20 protein-coding genes and 1 pseudogene are annotated in these 19386 nt (G+C 55.7%); 15 read left to right on the top strand and 6 right to left on the bottom strand.

What is annotated here, in order from left to right:
- Window positions 1-341: 341 nt before the first annotated feature.
- From KI237_RS16595 to KI237_RS16555, 9 genes and pseudogenes are all read left to right on the top strand, one after another.
- Window positions 342-740 (top strand): hypothetical protein, encoded by a 399-nt coding sequence (locus tag KI237_RS16595; RefSeq protein WP_212796171.1) that lies wholly within the window; start codon window positions 342-344, stop codon window positions 738-740.
- 60 nt (window positions 741-800) lie between these two features.
- Complete coding sequence (locus KI237_RS16590) at window positions 801-1142, top strand: hypothetical protein (RefSeq protein ID WP_212796170.1); 342 nt, start codon at window positions 801-803, stop codon at window positions 1140-1142.
- On the top strand, window positions 1124-1429 hold the full coding sequence (locus tag KI237_RS16585) for an immunity protein CdiI family protein (RefSeq protein WP_212796169.1): 306 nt from the start codon (window positions 1124-1126) through the stop codon (window positions 1427-1429). Before KI237_RS16590 ends, KI237_RS16585 begins: the two co-directional genes overlap by 19 nt.
- Before the next feature lie 179 nt (window positions 1430-1608).
- A pseudogene (locus KI237_RS16580) lies at window positions 1609-2792 on the top strand (IS4 family transposase).
- Between the two features lie 165 nt (window positions 2793-2957).
- Entirely contained in the window at window positions 2958-3296 is a 339-nt protein-coding gene (imm45, locus tag KI237_RS16575) for an Imm45 family immunity protein (protein ID WP_212796168.1), read from the top strand.
- Window positions 3297-3644: 348 nt separating this feature from the next.
- Window positions 3645-4103: a hypothetical protein gene (locus KI237_RS16570; RefSeq protein ID WP_212796167.1), complete on the top strand. Its 459-nt coding sequence runs from the start codon at window positions 3645-3647 to the stop codon at window positions 4101-4103.
- Window positions 4104-4199: 96 nt separating this feature from the next.
- The gene (locus KI237_RS16565) at window positions 4200-4727 is read left to right on the top strand and encodes a hypothetical protein (RefSeq protein WP_249410621.1); all 528 of its coding nucleotides are present in this window, start codon (window positions 4200-4202) and stop codon (window positions 4725-4727) included.
- Between the two features lie 350 nt (window positions 4728-5077).
- Window positions 5078-5596, top strand: a complete 519-nt coding sequence (locus KI237_RS16560) for a hypothetical protein (RefSeq protein ID WP_212796166.1) — start codon at window positions 5078-5080, stop codon at window positions 5594-5596.
- A 122-nt stretch (window positions 5597-5718) separates the two neighbouring features.
- Window positions 5719-6900: a (R)-mandelonitrile lyase gene (locus KI237_RS16555; protein ID WP_212796165.1), complete on the top strand. Its 1182-nt coding sequence runs from the start codon at window positions 5719-5721 to the stop codon at window positions 6898-6900.
- Here KI237_RS16555 and KI237_RS16550 read toward each other — a convergent pair.
- Together KI237_RS16550 and KI237_RS16545 are read right to left on the bottom strand one after the other, a co-directional pair.
- On the bottom strand, window positions 6888-7781 hold the full coding sequence (locus KI237_RS16550; protein ID WP_212796164.1) for a LysR family transcriptional regulator: 894 nt from the start codon (window positions 7779-7781) through the stop codon (window positions 6888-6890). The two genes, KI237_RS16555 and KI237_RS16550, sit on opposite strands and share 13 nt — an antisense overlap.
- The gene (locus tag KI237_RS16545) at window positions 7778-8689 is read right to left on the bottom strand and encodes a LysR family transcriptional regulator (RefSeq protein ID WP_212796163.1); all 912 of its coding nucleotides are present in this window, start codon (window positions 8687-8689) and stop codon (window positions 7778-7780) included. Before KI237_RS16545 ends, KI237_RS16550 begins: the two co-directional genes overlap by 4 nt.
- Window positions 8690-8852: 163 nt before the next feature.
- Here KI237_RS16545 and KI237_RS16540 point away from each other — a divergent pair, with 163 nt between their 5' ends.
- Window positions 8853-9500, top strand: coding sequence for a hydrolase (locus tag KI237_RS16540; RefSeq protein WP_212796162.1), 648 nt, complete (start codon window positions 8853-8855; stop codon window positions 9498-9500).
- A gap of 125 nt (window positions 9501-9625) precedes the next feature.
- Here KI237_RS16540 and KI237_RS16535 read toward each other — a convergent pair whose 3' ends face one another.
- From KI237_RS16535 to KI237_RS16525, 3 genes are all read right to left on the bottom strand, one after another.
- Window positions 9626-11485, bottom strand: a complete 1860-nt coding sequence (locus KI237_RS16535; RefSeq protein ID WP_212796161.1) for an ABC transporter ATP-binding protein — start codon at window positions 11483-11485, stop codon at window positions 9626-9628.
- 78 nt (window positions 11486-11563) lie between these two features.
- Complete coding sequence (locus KI237_RS16530; protein WP_212800630.1) at window positions 11564-12523, bottom strand: hypothetical protein; 960 nt, start codon at window positions 12521-12523, stop codon at window positions 11564-11566.
- Between the two features lie 141 nt (window positions 12524-12664).
- On the bottom strand, window positions 12665-13549 hold the full coding sequence (locus KI237_RS16525) for a LysR family transcriptional regulator (protein WP_212796160.1): 885 nt from the start codon (window positions 13547-13549) through the stop codon (window positions 12665-12667).
- 113 nt (window positions 13550-13662) lie between these two features.
- Here KI237_RS16525 and argC point away from each other — a divergent pair, with 113 nt between their 5' ends.
- Entirely contained in the window at window positions 13663-14592 is a 930-nt protein-coding gene (argC, locus tag KI237_RS16520; RefSeq protein WP_212796159.1) for an N-acetyl-gamma-glutamyl-phosphate reductase, read from the top strand.
- Window positions 14593-14620: 28 nt separating this feature from the next.
- Here the strand turns inward: argC and KI237_RS16515 are convergent, their stop codons facing one another.
- The gene (locus tag KI237_RS16515) at window positions 14621-15412 is read right to left on the bottom strand and encodes a response regulator transcription factor (RefSeq protein ID WP_212796158.1); all 792 of its coding nucleotides are present in this window, start codon (window positions 15410-15412) and stop codon (window positions 14621-14623) included.
- Window positions 15413-15550: 138 nt separating this feature from the next.
- Between KI237_RS16515 and KI237_RS16510 the strand changes: the two genes are divergently transcribed.
- The 4 genes from KI237_RS16510 (at window position 15551) to KI237_RS16495 (ending at window position 19383) form a co-directional block, all read left to right on the top strand.
- Window positions 15551-16654: a polyamine ABC transporter substrate-binding protein gene (locus tag KI237_RS16510; RefSeq protein WP_212796157.1), complete on the top strand. Its 1104-nt coding sequence runs from the start codon at window positions 15551-15553 to the stop codon at window positions 16652-16654.
- Between the two features lie 91 nt (window positions 16655-16745).
- Window positions 16746-17906 (top strand): type VI secretion system tip protein TssI/VgrG, encoded by a 1161-nt coding sequence (gene tssI, locus KI237_RS16505; protein WP_212796156.1) that lies wholly within the window; start codon window positions 16746-16748, stop codon window positions 17904-17906.
- 186 nt (window positions 17907-18092) lie between these two features.
- Window positions 18093-18629 (top strand): dihydrofolate reductase family protein, encoded by a 537-nt coding sequence (locus KI237_RS16500; RefSeq protein ID WP_212796155.1) that lies wholly within the window; start codon window positions 18093-18095, stop codon window positions 18627-18629.
- Window positions 18630-18663: 34 nt separating this feature from the next.
- Window positions 18664-19383: a class I SAM-dependent methyltransferase gene (locus tag KI237_RS16495; RefSeq protein ID WP_212796154.1), complete on the top strand. Its 720-nt coding sequence runs from the start codon at window positions 18664-18666 to the stop codon at window positions 19381-19383.
- Window positions 19384-19386: the final 3 nt, after the last annotated feature.

Genomic DNA, 19386 nt, shown 5'->3' with positions numbered 1-19386 from the left:
CTGTTTAGCTCTTCCAGTACTAGGAGCGGTATTCAGATTGGAGATCGTTCGCTCATTCAGGTTCCAAATACAGGAAATGCAAAAATATTTTCTGGTGCAACAGATGTGGAGGTTAAGCAGTATTTTTCGGAATTGACAGGCTCGACTGACTTGCCTTCTCCTCGTACTATTCCTGGAAAAGGGGATATATATGTTGTTAATACACCTGAAGGAAATTTCACGCTTCGGAATTTTTCCTCTTCATCTGGCCAGACTGGCCCAGCCTGGACTATTGATGTGCCCAAAGCAGCCACAGGCACAACGTATAATCCAGAAATAAAATTCCTGATCGGAAATCCATAATGGATATAAAATTTATTGATAAAATAGTGCGTGATTCATTTGGCCTGTGGATATCCGCTCTGTTTAGTGCCATTGGCTCATGGAATCCCGAACTATCGTTTCCGCAGCAAAAAGATGCTTTTTTTTCTGTGATCGAATACCTGCTTATTACAGGAAAAATAAAATTTATCGCGCCAAATGCGGACTGTTATATTTCTTCGGATAATCCGCACCCAAAATTTTCGATTAATGATGAAGCGGCTCACTGGAGGTTGGATGCGAAGCAGATCGTGTCTTACTTGAAAGAAAAGTGGCCGGAAGGTGTTGTGAGCGAGGGTGACGAGGCACTCACACTGTATTTTTATGAAGTGCCAGGCATAATTTGGGTAGACGAAAACGGCTGCTTGTTTGCTTCATAAGATGCTGGTGCAAAAGGAGTGTCGGGTTCGACTCTGACGAGGGACGAATTGATCTCGGGCTTGCCTGTAGGTACTAAGATTACGCCAGAGAACGTGGTTGATATTCGTAGGCTGCCAGATGGTCGAACCGTATGGCTGGAGAACGGCAACGATGCTGCTGGATTGCAACACATCTACAAGCGACACGAAGTTGATTTTGTCAATAAAGGCGTCTCACGTGACGATATTCCGAATGTAGTAATGAATGCTCTTGAACGTGGAACAGTTGTCGGTACCAACGGTTCGGCTAATGTTTACCGAATCACGTACAATGGTGTTGAGCAAAACATCGCAATTGGGGTTGGCTCAAACGGCTTCGTGGTTCGCGCTAATCCGGTCAGTTCTTGGAAACCATTGCCATGATCAGGTTAAGACTAACAAGTGAGTATTTGGCTGGCCCGCTATTCTGTCCAGACCCGGATAGAATGGGGCACGTTGAAGTTGAAGATTTGCCACTTTCTCAAGAGCTTAAGGCCAAAATCAGCGCATGGGACGGTGAGTATCAGGCGACGTTCAACAGTGAATACCCGCCCGATTCTGGTTTCCACACGCTTGAGGCAGAGCTTAGGCATAAAGCCGAGGGGGAGCATCTGGCCGAAGTAATCCAACAAGAACTAAAGAGCGGTTATACGATTGAGTACTGCCCATAGCCGGTAATTAGTTGGTGCAAAAGGCACGTTGAACACATCCTTGCTTGATAGTGAAAAAGGGGGCAGATTCTGAGTGATCCCCGAAATTTCCCACGAAAAATCAAGAAGATAACCAATTGATGTGACCTGCACGGGGCGGCAGTTTTGATTGCACCACACAACTCAAGACTCCGTACCCCATGCAGGCCATCCAATTTTTACATACCGCTCTCGCTCAAGCACTACCCAATATCCATGCTCGCCGACTGACCGCTCTGATGTGTTGCGTATCCGCCTTACTGCAAGGCCAATGCTTGACACTGACATCTCTGGGTCGATTTTTGCCTGGCCGCGCTTATCCCAAGCACGCCATCAAACGGGTGGATCGACTGCTGGGAAATCCGCACCTCAGAGCCGAGCGTCCGCTGTTTTATTGGGTCATGCTCAGGGCCTTGCTCGGTAACTTGAAACACCCGCTGATCCTGGTCGATTGGTCGCCCATCGATGCCCCAGGCAAATTCTTTTTACTACGCGCTGCCATCCCGTTGGCAGGCCGCTCTTTTCCTATTTACGAGAGGGTTCATGAGAAAGAAGGCTCCCGCGATATCAAAAACGCTTGCTCCAGACCCTTGCCGAAATCCTTCCTGAAAATTGCATTCCGATCCTGGTGGCTGATGCCGGTTTTCGTCGGCCCTGGATCAAGGCTGTTGAGGCCCAAGGCTGGTATTACGTGGGCCGTGTGCGAAACCGGGATCTCTATCGAGTCGCTCTAGAACCGTGGCAATCGGTGAGAAATCTCTACGCCCACGCCACCGCATCCCCCAAATCACTGGGACGAATCGAGATGACTCGAAGCGCGCCGCACTTCATCAATCTGTATTGCGTGAAGCACTCGCCGAAGGGGCGAAAACATCAGCGTGTGACGGGCTCGATTGCCAAAAACAAACTCAGCCGTGTATGTGCCCATCGAGAGAGCGAACCATGGCTGCTCGCCAGTAACCTTCCCGAACAACAATGGAGTCCAGCACAAATCGCGGCGATTTATAAAAGGCGCATGCAGATAGAGGAGGGATTTCGAGACGTCAAAAGTCATCGCTTCGGTTTTGCCTTTGACCTGCATCGCAGCCATTGTCCGGAGCGGATCGAGGCGTTGTTGTTGATCGCCGCGCTGACCAACTACGTGACCTTTTTGATGGGGCTACTGGCTCGTCAGAGGGGACATGAAAGGCGTTTCCAGAGCAACAGTCTCAAGGACAAACGAGTATTGTCGCTGTGGCGATTGGGGCTAGAATATTTCAGGAGAAACGGGGCGCGAATATGCTCGAGGACTCTGGAGAAGCTGGAACAACTCCTGCGTTTGAAGGTGGAACAGCAAGCGCAGTAGGTGGGGTAGATTTGTGGGGATCACTCAGAATCTGTCCCCTTTTTTTTGGTAGGCTTGAGCAGGTGAATGGTAAGACAGGTGAACATCGCGGTGAGCTAAATTTGACTTGTCACCTGTCGAAGATTCAAAAGATGAATCAGGTAAGCATGACTTGAAGGTTAAGTAATGAAAGGTATCAGACTCGTTGATAGTTCGGTGGCTGCGATAAGTAGAGGAAAGATATTTCGTCTTCCTGCCCGATGGCCGTATGAAGAAATTGTGGATTTTATGGTTGTTGATATTCCTGATGAGCAATATGGGCATTCTATTGCCGTTGCCTCAGGTAATAAATCGGGGCTTTTAGTGGTGCGTCTGCCAGTTGAAAGTTGTTTACCAGGAGCGCACGGGATTTCAAGGGATTGGATGGTAAAAAACTGGGCTAAATGGGTGTACCCCGACTGCCCTGTTGAAAATGTTTACTTGTTCGAACGGGCGGAGGTTCCATCTGATTTGACAGAGCGTTAATTGGTTTAGGGGGCAACGCATAAAAAAGGGGGCAGATTTGAATGGCACTCTGACCTCGCCCCTTGCTGATCGACGTGTTTTCATTTGCATGGGGTAAGGCTTGGGCCTTGACATAACGGTACCAAGTATCAAATCTGCTACCAAAAAATGGCGCTTCAGTGATTGTTAACGTGAAAACCGAGTCGGGCGGGCTTCACGCAATTGTTGTAGACTCGGTCAATAATGGAGCAACGAGGATTCGAGATCCTTGGCTGCTAGGTGTAGGAACGACATATTCCGCGCCTCAAAATGTACTAAGCCAGATTCTAGAAGAGGGCGTAATTGTTGGCCTAGAGGTAAAAACATAGTATGCAGAAAAAATGTGATTTATATCTGTGCGTAGAAGTAGATGCATCGCAAATTAAGATGCTATGTCTGTTTGATAAGAGCTTTTTTTTAGAAGAGGGGACGGTGCGCAGTGGTTATCTTTACGTCAATATTGATAGGATAAAGCTTGTTGCAGTAGTGGCCGATTTGCATCGGCGAAATATACCCTGCTTTAGCGTTCCCGTGGAGTATAGGAAAAGCATTGTTACGTACGATGCTGCATTTGAAATTGCAAAAAACCAAGCGGCGAAGAAAGGTGCGGTTGTAGGGCAAGTAGATCAGGTTCGTTGTCCACCCCTATTTTGGTCTTTTAGTTTGTCGTCGATAGATTTGTCGGAAAAAAAAGTAGGCGGGGTGCTTATGATTGATCGCTTGGATGGCCATCCATGGGGTCACGATGAGTACGAAGAGTATATGTATGACTACAATAATATATTCTAATAAGAAAAGGGGGGCAGGTTTGCAGGAGACGGAAAAGGAAACACAAGTTTTTGAGGGAAATGTTCCCTAGTCGGTTCTTGATAGCTTGGGGTCGAAATGATGCGAATTTATCAGGGTAATATTTCTAAAGAGTCGCTAAGCCTGTTTGTTTCAGATATTAGCTCCGGAGAGTTTTTTTCCTATGTAGGGAGCATGGTTTCATTAGAGCACGCAATTTCTGTGCTGGGCTTGCTCTCTCCTGATTTTATTGAAGTTGATGGTCACATTTTCTGGCTGCCTAACGCTCAGCAATACGACCCGCAAAAATTCCATTTGAGGGGGCTGGTCGAGACCGAATCTAGTGTGTTGGAACAAAGTGCATCGCGTAAAGACGTTGAACGGTACAGAAATATTTTTTCAATAAATCAGTTCTTTTCAAAGTGGGAAGATGCGCCGGATCGACCTGTATTTAAAGTAGGCCTGTCGGAAGAAGATTATCGTCTTTGTCATTTATTTGCTGAGCAGATTGCTAGATATTGGAAGCGCGCGTTATCAGACGCCTTCCCAGAAAAAATATTTCAGTTTGAAATTGCTGACGATCTCCTCGATGAATATGGAGTTTGTCTGACATTCTGGCAGCCGTAGTTTAAACACAGCGCAAAGGAAGAAAGAGACAGATTTGATGGCAGTTACTTAGCAGCTAACCACTTGAGCTGGAAACAAAAAATGAAGAAGAGGGTTGGTCTGACGGCATGCTCTTAGGTTGCTCGTCGAAAAGTTATGAATTCATCTAACCATGCGAATGGATCCCTCAGGCCCTCTGTCCCTTTTTCCCATCCGAATCCCGCAGCTAGCCGCGACCGTTAACTTCACCCAACGCTTTGACGAGCAAGGTTGTGCACCCCGCCACAAAACCCATCAACAATGGGCTACCAAATCCCTGGCCAACCGCTACCATTGCGCGTTGACCTCCCGACACCCCGGACCTCACCTTCATGAAATTGCGCCTGCTGACCGCTGCCTTGTTTTTCACCTGCACCCTGACTCACGCCGCTGATTCGAAACCCATCCCCAAAGCCTTGGAAACGCAGATCGGGCACTTGGTTGCGCTCCTCAAGGACAGCTATGCCACCGGCTACCCCGAAGCGACGCTGGTGCAGACGCTGGACACTGGCGAGGACAGCCAGGTCACGCTCGCGGTCTTCACCGTCGAAGGTTTCGGCATGGGCAACAACTATAGCCAATACCTGGCGGCCTTCACGCCTGAAGAGAACGAAGAAGGCGTGCCGCATTACACCTTGTTGGACGTGATGCGCATCGGTGGCGACAGCTGGCGGTCCATCGACAAGCTGGATGCCAAGCTTGTCAGTGATCCGACCGGTGAGCAGACCCTGTTCGACATCCCCGTGATGGAGAATACCGACGAGGACGCGCCGAACTTCCCAAGCAAGGCTGCAGTGATTCACCTGTCTCTGGATGGATCACAGGCTGTGCGGTTGGTCGAGATCAAGTAAAGCGGTATGGCCAATCGTATTTATGTAATTGCGATATAAGTGCTATGTCATTGGCATGGTTTATCGATTAATGCAGCAAGGTTAATTTGCTTCTCTGCGATTTCAATCGAGAGGAAAGCCAAATGACTCTGCGTTCAACCGGTAGCCTTTGTTTTGCACTATGCGCGGCGGCGCCTTTTGCCGGCGCCGCCAGTACAGAAAGCACCAACGAGTCCCGGACGTCGCAACAAATCAGCCGGGCCGGCAGCCAGGCTGCAGTCGCAGGCCCCGCGGATTATTTCACCGGGCGAGTGCGCGTTGATCCGCTGTTCCCGGCAACCAATGAAATCAATGCTTCCGGCGCCTACGTCAGCTTCGAACCGGGGGCGCGCTCGGCCTGGCATACCCATCCCGCCGGACAACGCTTGGTGGTGATTTCCGGTGTCGGTCTGACGCAGGAGTGGGGCAAGCCCGTGCAGCAGATCCTTCCGGGCGACGTGATCGTCTGCCCGCCGGGCGTCAAGCATTGGCACGGTGCCGCGCCGACGAGCGCCATGACCCACTTGGCCGTGACCGGCACGGTGGAGGGCAAAAACGTGGAGTGGCTGGAGAAGGTCAGCGAAGAACAGTACGGTGCCGCTGGAACGTCTACGCCGTCCGCCACGCCGGATGCCGTAGCGGTTTCGCAAACCCTGTCGACCCGGCAGCAAGCCATCCCGCTGATTGCCGCCGCCATGGCGACGAGCAATATGCCTGGCCTCAATACCGCCTTGAATCAAGGGCTGGATGCCGGCCTCACCGTCAGCGAGGCGAAGGAAATCCTGGTGCAGCTTTACGCCTACAGCGGCTTTCCCCGCAGCCTCAACGCCCTCGGCGAATTGATGAAAGTGGTGGAGGCGCGCAAGCAACGCGGCGTCCAGGACAACCCGGGGCGTGAGCCGGCGCGCCTGATTCCTTCCGGTGATGCGCTGCTGGCGGCGGGCAAGGCCAATCAGACGCGCATTGCCGGTGCGCCCGTCCAGGGGCCGTTGTTCGACTTCGTCCCGGTCATCAACCAGTACTTGCAGACGCACCTGTTCGGCGACATTTTCGAGCGTGACAATCTGGACTGGCAAAGCCGTGAACTGGCGACGGTGGCTGCGCTGGCGGTCACCCCCGGCGTTGAGTCACAACTGCGCTCGCACATGGCCGCCAGCCTGCGAGTCGGCTTGAGCGCTGCGCAGTTGCGGCAATTGATCCAGTTACTGGGCGAACAGGGCGACGCCGCCGCGGCCAAGCGTGCCAGTGAAGCGTTGGACACCGTCCAGGCCAGTCAACCTTCATAACGCAAGGCTTCGCGCAGCAGCGTGAAGGCCGGTGAACTTTGGCGGCGACTGGGATAGTAGAGGTGGTAGCCGGAAAACGGCTCGCACCAATCTTCCAGCACCCGAATCAACCGGCCTTGCGCGACAGCGTCCTGCACCAGGTCCTCCGGCATGAAGGCCAGTCCCAACCCTTGGAGCGCGGCCTCCAGGCGCATCGCGATGGTGTTGAACACCAACTGGCCTTCCACCCGGACTTTGAGCTCCTGGCCGTTTTTCTCGAACTCCCAGACGTAGAGGCCGCCATGGGTCGGCATGCGCAGGTTGATACAATTGTGCGCCGTGAGGTCGTCTGGAATGACTGGCTTGGGGTAGCGGCCGAAATACGCCGGCGAGCCCACAACCGCCATGCGCATGTCAGGGCCGATACGCAGGGCGATCATGTCCTTGGCGACCTGTGGGCCCAACCGCACACCGGCGTCGAAACCCTGCGCGACGATATCGGTAAAGCCGTAGTCGACGATGACCTCGATGTTGAGGTCGGGATGCTCAGGCAACAGCTTGGCGAGAACGGATTGCAGGATCGTGATCGCCGAGTGCTCACCGGCAGTGATGCGCAACTTACCCGCCGGTTTATCGCGAAACTCACTGAGCATCGCCATCTCGTCATCGATCTCTTCGAACCGCGGAGCGACCACCCGCAGCAGGTGTTCGCCTGCTTCGGTCGGGGCGACGCTGCGAGTGGTGCGCGACAACAGCCGGACCCCCAGCCGTTCCTCCAACTGACGCATCGCCCGGCTCAGCGCCGGTTGCGACATGCCCAGCTTGGCCGCTGCGCGGGTGAAGCTGCGCTCCTGGGCGACGGCGGCGAAGATGGCGAGTTGGTCGTAGCGTTCGGTGGTCATTGATCTGTCTTTGGTTTGGGCTGGAGCACCGCCAGGTGCGGAGACTCACCGAAATACTCGATCAGGAGTTCGGTGAGGACCCGTATCTTGCGTGCCGGATGCTGGCCTGGCGGGCGGATGATATAGGCACCTCCCGGGGGCGGCGGATGACGGGTCATGATCGGCACGAGCGCCCCGGAAATCATGTGTTCGTGGGTAAGGCAATCGGGCAGGTACGCGATCCCCAGTCCCGCCGTTGCGGCGGCGACTAGAGCGATGCCGTTGTCGGCCTTGAAACGTCCCTGCGCACGGACCGTGATGATCTTGTCGCCATCCATGAATTGCCAGGCTTCGGTGCCTTGCATGAGGGCCTCATGCAAGGCGAGCTCTTCCGGCGACTCAGGTGCCCCATGTGCTTTCACATAGTCCGGACTGGCGACGAGCTGCGTATAAGTCGGGCCGATGCGTCTTGCGATCAAGTTGGAGTCCGGAAGATAGCCAACCCGTATCGCACAGTCGTAACCCTCCGCGATGAGATCAACGAAACGATCGCTGTAGCAGGTTTGGATGTGAAGCTGGGGGTGGCGGCGTGCCATTTCCGCGAGCACGGGCGCGAAATGCGTCGGGCCGAAAGAGAGCGGTACGGCCACTCGCAAACGGCCGCGAAGAGCTCCGGCGGGCAGGATCGTTTCCCTGGCGATGTCGATCTCGGCACAGACTCTGGCGGCATAGTCGCGGAATGTCGCCCCGGCTTCTGTGAGAGCGGCCCCACGAGTGGATCGTGCAAGCAACTGGACGCCAAGTGCCGTTTCAAGCCGAACGAGCCTGCGACTGACGATCGACTTGGACACGCCAAGCCGAAGCGCAGCAGGTGAAACGCCCCCCGCATCCGCCACTTCGACGAAGGTCTGCAGCTCTTCAATGTCCATTCTGGCGTTCCCCGTTTTGCGACACAGCTCGCCTCGCAATGCTACTACTGCATCGAATATGGGAACAGCACAATGGTTCTTCCGGGCAACGTCGCCGCTGGCGAACGCCGTCCGGAAAAACATTTCTCCCACACGTGTGGATGACCCATAAAAGGATTTGCCAATGGCAAGCGAGAATATCCGCAACCCGAAGACTGACCAGCTCCTGTCCCCTGAGAACTCGGCACTGATCATCATCGACTACCAGCCGATCCAGGTCTCCTCGATCCGCTCAATGTCCCGTGATGAGCTTGTCTTCAACATCACGAGCGTTGCCAAGGCGGCGGTCAACTACAACCTTCCGATTATCCATTCGACGGTCAACGTCGCGACTGGCCGCAACAAGCCGCCGATCCAGGAACTGCAGGACATGCTCGGCCACCTACCAACCTATGACCGCACCTCGATCAACAGCTGGGAGGACACCGAGTTCAAGCAGGCGGTCAAAGCGATTGGCCGCAGGAAGCTCATCATGACCGCGCTCTGGACCGAAGCATGCCTGACGTTCCCGGTACTCGACGCGATTCAGGAAGGTTATGAGGTCTATGTGCCAATCGATGCGGTCGGCGGCACGTCACTCGCCGCGCACGAGGCCGCGTTGCGCCGAATGGAACAGGCGGGCGCGAAGCTCATCAGTCGCGTGCAGATGTACTGCGAGCTGCAGCGCGACTGGTCGCGCGAGTCGACCGTTCCCGGCTTCATGGGCGTCTTCGAGAATTTCGATGGTTTCAACGCCGAAAAGGCCATGGAGGCACGCATTAAGGACGCGTAACTGATACGAGATGAAGGTGGCGCTCGCGAATGCGGCCGCTGCCTTCATTCCAGCATGTTGCACTCATGCTTGCGTCCCTTGATTACAAATCGCGGCGGCTTGCAGATCAGCACCGGGCTACACGCTCATTCCTGTTCCATCGCCTCGCTCACCCCTCGGTCTTCACCCAGGAACCCGCCACTCTGATGGTGCCACAGCCGCGCATAGATGCCGTTCCTGGCGAGCAATTCAACGTGGGTACCCTGTTCGATGATGCGTCCATCATCCATGACAATCAGTCGATCCATCGCCGCAATCGTGGACAGTCGATGGGCGATGGCGATGACGGTTTTGCCTTGCATCATTTCATCGAGGCTTTCCTGAATGGCCACTTCGACTTCCGAATCCAGCGCGCTGGTTGCCTCGTCCAGGAGCAGGATCGGGGCGTTCTTGAGCATCACTCGGGCAATCGCGATGCGCTGGCGCTGGCCGCCCGACAGCTTGATGCCGCGCTCACCCACCAAGGTGTCGTAGCCGCTGTGACCCTGGCGGTCGCTCAGTTGGCTGATGAACTCGTCGGCTTGGGCATTGGCCGCGGCACGGCGGATTTGTGCGTCGCTTGCATCGGGGCGGCCGTAGGCGATGTTGTCGCGAATGGAACGGTGCAGCAGGGACGTATCCTGGGTGACCATGCCAATGGCGCTGCGCAGGCTGTCTTGCGTCACGTGGGCAATGTCTTGCCCGTCAATGCGAATCTGCCCGCTGTCGACGTCGTAGAAACGCAGCAGCAAGTTGATGAGCGTGGATTTGCCCGCGCCGGAGCGACCTACCAGGCCGATTTTCTCACCCGGGCGAATGTCCAGGCTCAGGCCGTCGAGCACCTGGCGCTCGCCGTTGTAGTTGAAGCTCACCTTGTCGAAGGTGACCGCTCCGCCGGAGGTCACCAGCACCTTTGCGTGCGGTGCGTCCTGCACCTTGGGACCGCGGGTCAGGGTGGCCATGCCGTCCTGCACGGTACCGATGCTCTCGAACAGCGAGGTCATTTGCCACATGATCCAGTGCGACATGCCGTTGATACGCAATGCCATGGCGGTAATCGCCGCCACGGCACCCGCGCCGACATCACCCTGGTGCCACAGCCAAAGCGCATAACCGCCGGCTGCCATGATCAATCCCACCACCAATGCTTGGTTGACGATCTCGAATTGGCTGACCAGGCGCATCTGGCGAAAGCCAGTCTGCTTGAAATCCTCCATGGCCGCGCGCGCGAAGTGCGCTTCACGATTGGAATGGGAGAACAGCTTCACGGTCGTGATGTTGGTGTAGGCGTCCGAGATACGTCCGGTCATCGAGGAGCGCGCATGGGCCTGTTCCTGTCCGACTTTGCCCAAGCGGGGCACGAAGTAGAGCATGGCCAGCCCGAACAACACGATCCAGGCAAGGAAAGGCAGCATCAGTTTCAATGCGAATCCGCCGGCCAATGCGATGATCGCGATGAAATACACGCCGATTCCGGGGGCGATCTCGATCAGGGTGAACAGCACGTCGCGCACGGCCAGGGCAGTCTGCATCACCTTGGTGGTGACCCGGCCGGAGAACTCATCGGAAAAGAACGAAAGGCTTTGCCGCAGCATCAGGCGGTGGAAGTCCCAACGCAGCCGCAACGGCAGATTGATCGCCAATATCTGGTGCTGAACCATGGTACGCAACGCCACCAGCCCGATGCTGGCGACCATGACGATGCCCATGCCCCACAGCACGCGACGTTCCTGCGCCGCCGCCTCACCACCGGCTTGCCAGGTCGAGAGCAGGTCCACGACCTGACCGAGGAAAGAAAACAGCCAGGCTTCGTAGATTGATACACCGGCGCTGAGCAGCGCAAATGCAAGGATGTAACCGCGGGCGCCCCGGGTGCAGGCCCACAGGAACCGGGCCAGGCCTTCGGGTGGCGGGGGTACCTCGTCGGGCGGGAAGGGGTCGAGTCTTTGTTCAAATACGCGAAGCATGGGGGTCTCCGAAACGATCATTCTGCCATTAACGGCTGCTTTGAGGCTTATGTGGCGCTGTGGTCGAATTGACCGCTCTCAGGGGTTGGAATTCATCCGGCCCTGGATCGCCGTGCGCAAGCAACCCCAGGCGATGAATCCAATGATCAACACCTCGGCCATGCCCATAAGCAAGTTGAATGAAAAGGTGAGCGGTTGCTCGGCCCAATAGAAGGTGGTCGTACCCGTTCGAAAGCCGCCGACGCGCAGCCGCCCGTTAAACAGCGCGGGCACCAAGGCGATGACGTGAGTCAGCTCCAGGACCGCCAGGAAAACACCCATCAGCAAGAGCAGGGCGCGTGCGGCAGTGCCCAGTTTTTCGGTGGGCTCATGGGAAGGCGTGAGCCCCTTGGCCCTGCGCTGCCTGGCTTCCCTTACGACCTTACCGCTGGTTGGGGCCGGAGCGGGCCTGTAGGTGGCCTTCACGGCCGCTGCCGAACCCACGACGACTTCGCTGGGTACTGCCACGTTCAGGTAGTCGGCCAGCTCACGCAACCATAAGTCGGTTCGTTTGCTTCCCGGCATTACCGGAACGTTATCGGTCGTCAGGCGGTGTTCGGTGCCATCGCGCATCACCAGCCATAGTTGGGTGTAGGCCGGCTCGGCATCTGGACGGCGACGAAGCTCAAGGCATTTGGGGGTATCGATGCTGAATACCGAATGCACACGCTCGCGGCGTCCAAAAAAGTTTCGGGTGCGGCGCTTGCCTTCACCGTTGCTTCGCGACAACAGCAAGGTCTCCTGGAGCCCGGTGTACACCATCAGGAGGAGGCCGAGGGCGGGAATCAGCAGCAGTCCGAGCACGATCAGCAGTGAAGTCAGCGGATCCAGGTCAGTCAAAGGCGAGTTTTCATCAGCGATCACAAACACGCCGAATGCCACCGGCAAGATGAAGGCAAACGGGCCTGCCAGCAGCACGAAGGCGCTTTGCACCCCGTTGCGCGAATGGATGTGCAGGTCATCCTGGGCGGTGCGCTCGAACCGATGTCCAAACAACATGCAGATCTCCTGATGCGCCGTCTTCAAGACCGTCCGAGGGGCCGTGACAAGCGGTGGCACGCCGCAAGCCTGGATCGTGTTTTACGCCGCGCAGAATACCTTATGTCCAGTGTCGGCATGCCGGGTTTTCCTTTGACAAAGTCACTGCGCACTCAGCTCCCACAACACATCCAGCACATGTTGCGTAGGCCGTTCGATGTCCCGACTGCGGTGGGCAATCCCCAGTTGACGCCACAATAAAGGCTTTAATGGCCGCATGACGATCCTGTTATCAAGCAATGGCGTGGCCGCCTCATGGGGCAACAACGTCGCACCATATCCTGCCGCCACCAGGCTTTTGATCGCGTCGTTGTAGTTCAGTTGGATACGCGGTGCGGACTGCTGCCCATCACTGGCGAACCACTCTGCAGTCAAGCGCGAAAGGCGCGTGGTGCTGTCATTCAAAATCAATGGCTGAGCGGACAGCCAGTCGGGGGTCACCACCTCCGGGGACTCCCAGCGAGCTGGCAGGAACGCCATGACCGGGTCCCGTCGCCACGGTTCGATCCGCAAGCCCTTCATCGGCGGCTGCGGCAGCGCGACCAAACCAACCTCCAAAGAGCCCTCGGCCAGTTTCTTCAAGGTTTCCTGGGAGGTGAGCACCGCCACTTGTACATCGATAGCGGGGTGGCGTTGGCTCAATGTCTCCAACGCATACGGCAGCAACTGTGCGATGGCCCCTGTCGAGGCACCTAGCCGCACACGCCCGGCCAATCCCTGTACCTGACGTTCCACGTCTTCAAGCGCCTGCTCTGCGTCTGCCAACAGGCGCCGCGCGCGTTCCACCAGCGTGTTCCCTATCGCTGAAGGCTGAACGCGCCCGCGCGTACGCGACAACAGTCTGCCGCCCACGCGCGCCTCCAGGTCGGCGATATGCAAACTGACGGTGGGCGGCGCAAGGTGCAACGCACGGGCGGCCTCGGCAAATGATCCCAGGTCGGCAATCGCCACCAGCGTGCGCAGACGGTCCAGGCTGATTTCGCGCATGAGAGGTTCCTTGTTCAGTAAAACTGAATTTCATCGTTTATAAATTCAACTTTTACTATCTTAGAGCGTCGCCGAAGATTGGGCTCCTGATTTTCAATGTCCGAGAGCATTCCATGGCTAGTCCCCTTGTATTCATCGATGGCGACCAAGGCACCACCGGGTTGCAAATCCATCAACGTCTGCGCGAGCGCAGCGATCTGCGGCTTTTCACACTCAGCCCTGAACATCGCAAGGACCCGCAGCGCCGCGCCGAAGCCATCAACCACTGCGACATCGCGATTCTCTGTTTGCCCGACCAAGCCGCACGCGACGCTGTAGCGACCCTCGAAAACGCCGCCGTTCGGGTGATCGATGCGAGTTCGGCGCACCGCACCCATCCAGACTGGACCTATGGTTTTGCAGAGATGAATGCGCAACAGGCCCAACGCATCGCCGCCGCGCGCCGGGTGAGCAATCCCGGTTGCTACCCAACGGGGGCGATCGGGCTGCTACGCCCATTGCTGGAGGCCGGATTGGTGCCCAGGGATTACCCGCTGAGCATTCATGCCGTGTCGGGTTATTCCGGAAAAGGACGCGTCGGCGTGCAAGAGCATGAGGGGGCAGGCGCGGCACAGGCGTCGGCGTTTCAAGTCTATGGGTTGGGGCTGGCACACAAGCATATTCCGGAGATTCAGCAGCAAAGCGGACTGACGCAGCGGCCGATGTTTGTGCCGGCCTACGGCGCGTTTCGGCAGGGGATCGTGCTGACCATACCCTTGCAAACCCGATGGCTGGCGCCAGGTGTGAGCGCGGTGCAGTTGCATGGGTGTTTGATGCAGCACTACGCCGATGCGAGTCATGTCCACGTGATGTCGATGCAAGAAGCTAAAGCGTTGACGTCCCTTGATCCTCAAGCGCTTAACGGAACGGATGACTTGCGATTGTCGGTGTTTGGGAATGATGAGACCGGACAGGTTTTGCTGGCTGCGGTGTTTGACAATCTTGGGAAGGGTGCCGCTGGCGCGGCGGTGCAGAATCTGAACTTGATGCTTGCAGGCGCGTGACCGCGTCAATCAGCCCGCTGCCCTGACTTCAATGTGTAGCGGGAACATTCTGTTTGGGCATGAAAAATCGAGCAAAGAGCTCCGATTGTGACTTGATGTTTAATTTTGCGTAAATGTTGCGGCGGTGAACTTTTATGGTTTCTGCCGAGAGGGACAGCTTTCCGGCTATTTCTTTATTGGAGAAGCCGCTGAGTAATAAGCGGAGCACATCACTCTCGCGTGCTGTTATTTGGGTGCCAAGCTGATTGACCGTTTCCGGCCACAGAGGCGGCTCAGTCAGGGTTTTTTCTACCTCGATTTCAAAGCCCATGCGCTGATGCATCAATGCAGTGACCCACGGCTTGATGATGTCAAGCAGGGTAATCTGTTCTTGGCTAAAGCGGACTTTGCTGCCGATGGAGATGCATAACGTCCTGTCGGGATCGAGTTGGACATTGTATTGCGCCTCATCCGCAGAGATGTATTGGGCAAAGTATTGATGGTAGTACTTCGTTTCAAGAAAGTATTCCGGTGCTATATCCAACAGGTGGAAGAAACCACTCTGTGGATTTTCCCGATTGGCTATATAGAACGGATCCAGCAAGTAAAGACCCTTCACGTAGCGATGAATGAATGCATCGACTTCTTCCGCGTCTGCGACCTCGGGAAGACTAACGACCTGCACGTGTTGATTGCTGAAAATCAATACAACCCAATTATCGATCTGTACATACTCATTTAACGTGCGAACAAGTGAACTCCAGAAATCCGGTCGGTTCAATTGCATGATCAGCTTTCCAATCGATCGATGCCAAGCCAGGCTGTGGAGGTCAAACGGCATTTTCTACCCCTTTAGGGTTAGGGATTCGCAGGTCAAAGGTAAGTATTCGTAGGTATTTACTATTCGGTAACACCCGGTATATTCGCTGCCAGGGTTTACGATGGCCATGAGGGCATATCGTCTTGACAAGGATGTTGCATGAGAAAGTCACATTTGCGAACCATTTTTTCCGCAGCGCTTCTCTGTGCCGGGATAAGCACATCAGTAGCGGCTGTAGAACCCGGAATGTATCTGTATAACTGGTTCGGATTGCTTGCGCCGCAGACGCCAAAGGAGTTCGAGCAGGAAACTGGCACGCGCGTGCATATGGATGCGTTCGACAGTGCCGAAATCATGCAGAGCAAGGTCATGGCTGGGCGCACCGGCTATGACGTGGTTGTGGCCACTTCCAATGTGTTGCCAAGCCTGATCCAGGCGGGAGTCCTTCAGCCGTTGGATCGTAGTCAACTGAGTAACTTTTCACACATCGATCCTGATCTCTTGTCCCAGCTCGCGGTCAATGATCCTGGTAATCGCTACGCTGTTCCCTATCTATGGGGCACTACCGGCATTGGTTATGACGTTGACAAAGTCAGGGGCGTGTTGGGTGATAGTGCGCCGGTGAATAGCTGGGACTTGATCTTCAAAGAAGAAAATATCAGTAAGCTCCAGTCGTGTGGTGTGGCAATGCTCGACTCTCCAAGTGAGATTATTTCGATTGCATTGAATTACCTTGGACTCCCTAGCAATAGCAAGAACCCGGATGATTACCAGAGAGCCCAAGCCTTATTGTTAAAAATCCGTCCTTACGTCCTCTATTTCGACTCGTCCAGAATCGACGCTGACCTGGCTGACGGTAATATCTGTGCCGTTGTGGGATGGGCCAACGGTGCCCTTGCTGCACAGGCCATCAACGAGAAGGCCAACACCGGGCGCAAGATTGCCTACAGCCTTCCTCGCGAAGGCGCGTTGTCCTGGTCGGAGAATCTGGTTTTGCTCAAAGATGCTCCCCATCCCAAGGAAGGTATGGCGTTCATTAATTATATGATGCGACCAGAAATCATTGCCAAGACCTCAAACCACACGCTCTACCCAAACGCCAATAAAGATGCCACTGAGTTCGTCGAGCAGAAGCTGCGAGACAATCCTTGGATTTATCCAGACAAAAAAACGCTCGCTACACTTATTCCACTTGAGCCACTGCCATTGAAACTGGAGCGGATTCGCACGCGGATCTGGACCAAAGTGAAGAGCGGTGTGTGACCTGACTTGATTTGTCGCCTGTCGCTCGATACAAGCCTTTATTTATATGTGGGCGTGGGGCGAGCTGCAGGTTTTAAAGAGAGAACAGCGGATGTTCAACCCAGCCAATCAAACGCACTTCAGTTTGACAATCGACGGTTTTGAGCAAGATTTTCAAGTGCTCGCATTCACTGGAGAAGAGGCGATCAGCAGGCCTTACCTCTTCAATGTGGAGTTTGTTAGCGAGCGGTCCGACCTGGATCTCGAAAGCCTGTTCGACGTAGAGGCCTTTCTGACCTTCGACTCGAAGGGCAACGGCATTCATGGACGGATCTACCACATCGCTCACAGCAGCAACGGTCAGCGTTTGACGCGCTACAGACTGGCCCTCGTACCGCACCTGTCCTACTTGCGTCATCGCATCAACCAGAGGATCTATCAGCAGTTCCCGGTGCCGAAAATCGTCGCCTTGATACTGGAAGAGCACGGCATTCTGGGCGACGCCTATCGGTTTCATCTGGGGGCGACCTACCCAGAGCGTGATTACTGTGCCCAGTACGACGAAACGGATTTGCACTTTATTCAGCGCTTGTGCGAAGAAGAAGGTATTCACTTTCACTTCCAGCACAGGGCTCAAGGCCACGTGCTGGTCTTTGGGGATGATCAGTCGGTTTTTCCCAGGATTGGGCAGCCCACTGCTTATAGCCCAGAACGTCTTCGTACTCTGGAGCACTCCCACGCGGTTTATCGTCAAGCTCAAGGGCAGAGTGACCAGACCCCGTTAGTCAGTGGCCATGTGCTGGAAATCTCCGGCCATCCGCGCCAAGAGTGGAACGCCCCGTGGCTCCTGACTCAGGTCATCCACGAAGGCAAGCAAGTACAGGCGTCGAGTGAGAACGTCGCCAGTGGCAACACTGAGAACGGGGGGGACTTCCATCAGGGTTACCGCAATCGCTTTATCGCTCTTGCGTGGAATGTGTCCTATCGTCCGCCGTTGGCTCACGAGAAACCCCGGATACTATGCAACCAGACTGCTGTAGTGCTCTCTCTAGAGGACGACGAGATCGGGCATGATTGCTTCGCACGGATCAAGGTCAAGCTCCCCTGGGACCGCGAAGATAGATTTGACGACAAGAGTTGTTGTTGGCTGAAGGGCGCTTCCAATTGGCGTTGCAAAACTGGGCCGCCCCGGCCGGGCATGGAAGTCAGGGTCACATTTCTCGAAAACGACCCGGATCAACCGCTGATCGGCGGTTGCCTGTGTTGCTGCTAGGGGCGTCCAGGCGCCGAGCTCCATCGCGCAGCGCTCTAAGCGCCTATTTTTGTCAGTATTGGAAGGAGGAGGCCATTCCACTCACCGCGATCGATGCGCGTCATGATCGAGCAGCGTTGAGCGTTGAAGGATTTTTGAGGTCTTTCTCTGGTCCGACGAGCGCTACCCCACAATAAGGAGCCACAAATGCCCACCGCCCACGTCTTCATCGCCACCAGCCTGGATGGCTTCATCTCCCGACCCGACGGTGACATCGACTGGCTTCTACAGCGCGACGATCCGTCCGAAGACCACGGCTATTCAGCCTTCATCGCCGACAAAGACGTGATCGTGATGGGGCGCGGGAGCTATGAAAAGGTGCTGACCTTCGACACCTGGTTTTACGAGCTGCCCGTGGTGGTGCTGTCCGAACAGTTGGTCGATTCGCCGATACCCGAGGCGTTGGAGGGCAAAGTGCGCTTTTCCAACCTGGCCCCTGGTGATCTGATGGATGAGCTGGCGAGCCAAGGCGTGCAGCGTGTCTATGTGGATGGTGGTCGGGTGGTGCAGTCGTTTCTGCGCGATGGGTTGATCACCGATATGGTGATCACTGCCGTTCCCGTGTTGATCGGCTCGGGGCGACCATTGTTCGGCGGACTTGAGCGGGATGTGGATTTGAAACTGGTGTCCAGCCGCAGCTTTCCTTCGGGGCTGGTGCAGTCCACCTACCGACTGGTTCCATGATTGGCCGACTACGACAAAAAGGAAGGTGCTCTCCATGCGCAATGAAGAACTCAAGGCCTTATTCGACCAGCAGGCCGCCAGCTACGATAAGCAATGGGCGGGAATGGCGCCCATTCGTGACGCCCTGTACACCCTGCTTGACGCGGTGTTCGCTGATTTACCGGACAATGCCCGGATACTCTGTGTCGGCGTGGGCACCGGTGCGGAACTGACCCACCTGGCCAAGCATAATCCCGGCTGGCATTTCACTGCCGTTGACCCCTCGGGCGCCATGCTCGATATCTGCCGGCAGAAAGCGGTAGAAGGAGACTTCCTTTCGCGTTGCAGCTTTCACCAAGGTTACCTCGACGCGCTGCCTGCCGAGCCTGGTCACGACGGCGCTACCTGCTTTCTGGTGTCTCAGTTTTTGCTCGAGCCACAAGCCCGTATAGCGTTCTTTCACGAGATCGCCCGTCGGCTTCAGCCGGGTGGAATACTGGCAAACGCCGACCTCGCCGCTGATACCGAGTCACCGGCCTATGAGGCACTACTGCGCAACTGGATGACGCTGATGTCCTCGGCAGGCGTACAGCCGCAAATGCTGGCAAGAGCGCGTGCCGCCTACGCCCGAGACGTGGCTGTCCTGCCGACACAGCAGGTCGCCGGTCTCATCGAGAGCGCTGGGTTCGAGGCTCCGGTACAGTTCTTCCAGGCGGGGCTGATGCATGGGTGGTTTTGCCCGCGTAAGGCAGACATTGTCTTGAGTGAGACGTGACCT

The organism is Pseudomonas sp. St316, from assembly GCF_018325905.1.
GTDB lineage: Bacteria > Pseudomonadota > Gammaproteobacteria > Pseudomonadales > Pseudomonadaceae > Aquipseudomonas.
The sequence above is the reverse complement of the archived record's forward strand: the minus strand, read 5'-3'. Positions and strand labels throughout refer to the sequence as shown.

Bases quoted from the DNA above. Each gene is read 5' to 3' on its own strand.
- KI237_RS16595 (WP_212796171.1), top strand. From the start codon at position 342: ATGGATATAAAATTTATTGATAAAATAGTGCGTGATTCATTTGGCCTG.
- imm45 (WP_212796168.1), top strand. From the start codon at position 2,958: ATGAAAGGTATCAGACTCGTTGATAGTTCGGTGGCTGCGATAAGTAGA.
- KI237_RS16570 (WP_212796167.1), top strand. From the start codon at position 3,645: ATGCAGAAAAAATGTGATTTATATCTGTGCGTAGAAGTAGATGCATCG.
- KI237_RS16565 (WP_249410621.1), top strand. From the start codon at position 4,200: ATGATGCGAATTTATCAGGGTAATATTTCTAAAGAGTCGCTAAGCCTG.
- KI237_RS16560 (WP_212796166.1), top strand. From the start codon at position 5,078: ATGAAATTGCGCCTGCTGACCGCTGCCTTGTTTTTCACCTGCACCCTG.
- KI237_RS16555 (WP_212796165.1), top strand. From the start codon at position 5,719: ATGACTCTGCGTTCAACCGGTAGCCTTTGTTTTGCACTATGCGCGGCG.
- KI237_RS16550 (WP_212796164.1), bottom strand. From the start codon at position 7,781: ATGACCACCGAACGCTACGACCAACTCGCCATCTTCGCCGCCGTCGCC.
- KI237_RS16545 (WP_212796163.1), bottom strand. From the start codon at position 8,689: ATGGACATTGAAGAGCTGCAGACCTTCGTCGAAGTGGCGGATGCGGGG.
- KI237_RS16540 (WP_212796162.1), top strand. From the start codon at position 8,853: ATGGCAAGCGAGAATATCCGCAACCCGAAGACTGACCAGCTCCTGTCC.
- KI237_RS16535 (WP_212796161.1), bottom strand. From the start codon at position 11,485: ATGCTTCGCGTATTTGAACAAAGACTCGACCCCTTCCCGCCCGACGAG.
- KI237_RS16530 (WP_212800630.1), bottom strand. From the start codon at position 12,523: ATGTTGTTTGGACATCGGTTCGAGCGCACCGCCCAGGATGACCTGCAC.
- KI237_RS16525 (WP_212796160.1), bottom strand. From the start codon at position 13,549: ATGCGCGAAATCAGCCTGGACCGTCTGCGCACGCTGGTGGCGATTGCC.
- argC (WP_212796159.1), top strand. From the start codon at position 13,663: ATGGCTAGTCCCCTTGTATTCATCGATGGCGACCAAGGCACCACCGGG.
- KI237_RS16515 (WP_212796158.1), bottom strand. From the start codon at position 15,412: ATGCCGTTTGACCTCCACAGCCTGGCTTGGCATCGATCGATTGGAAAG.
- KI237_RS16510 (WP_212796157.1), top strand. From the start codon at position 15,551: ATGAGAAAGTCACATTTGCGAACCATTTTTTCCGCAGCGCTTCTCTGT.
- tssI (WP_212796156.1), top strand. From the start codon at position 16,746: ATGTTCAACCCAGCCAATCAAACGCACTTCAGTTTGACAATCGACGGT.
- KI237_RS16500 (WP_212796155.1), top strand. From the start codon at position 18,093: ATGCCCACCGCCCACGTCTTCATCGCCACCAGCCTGGATGGCTTCATC.
- KI237_RS16495 (WP_212796154.1), top strand. From the start codon at position 18,664: ATGCGCAATGAAGAACTCAAGGCCTTATTCGACCAGCAGGCCGCCAGC.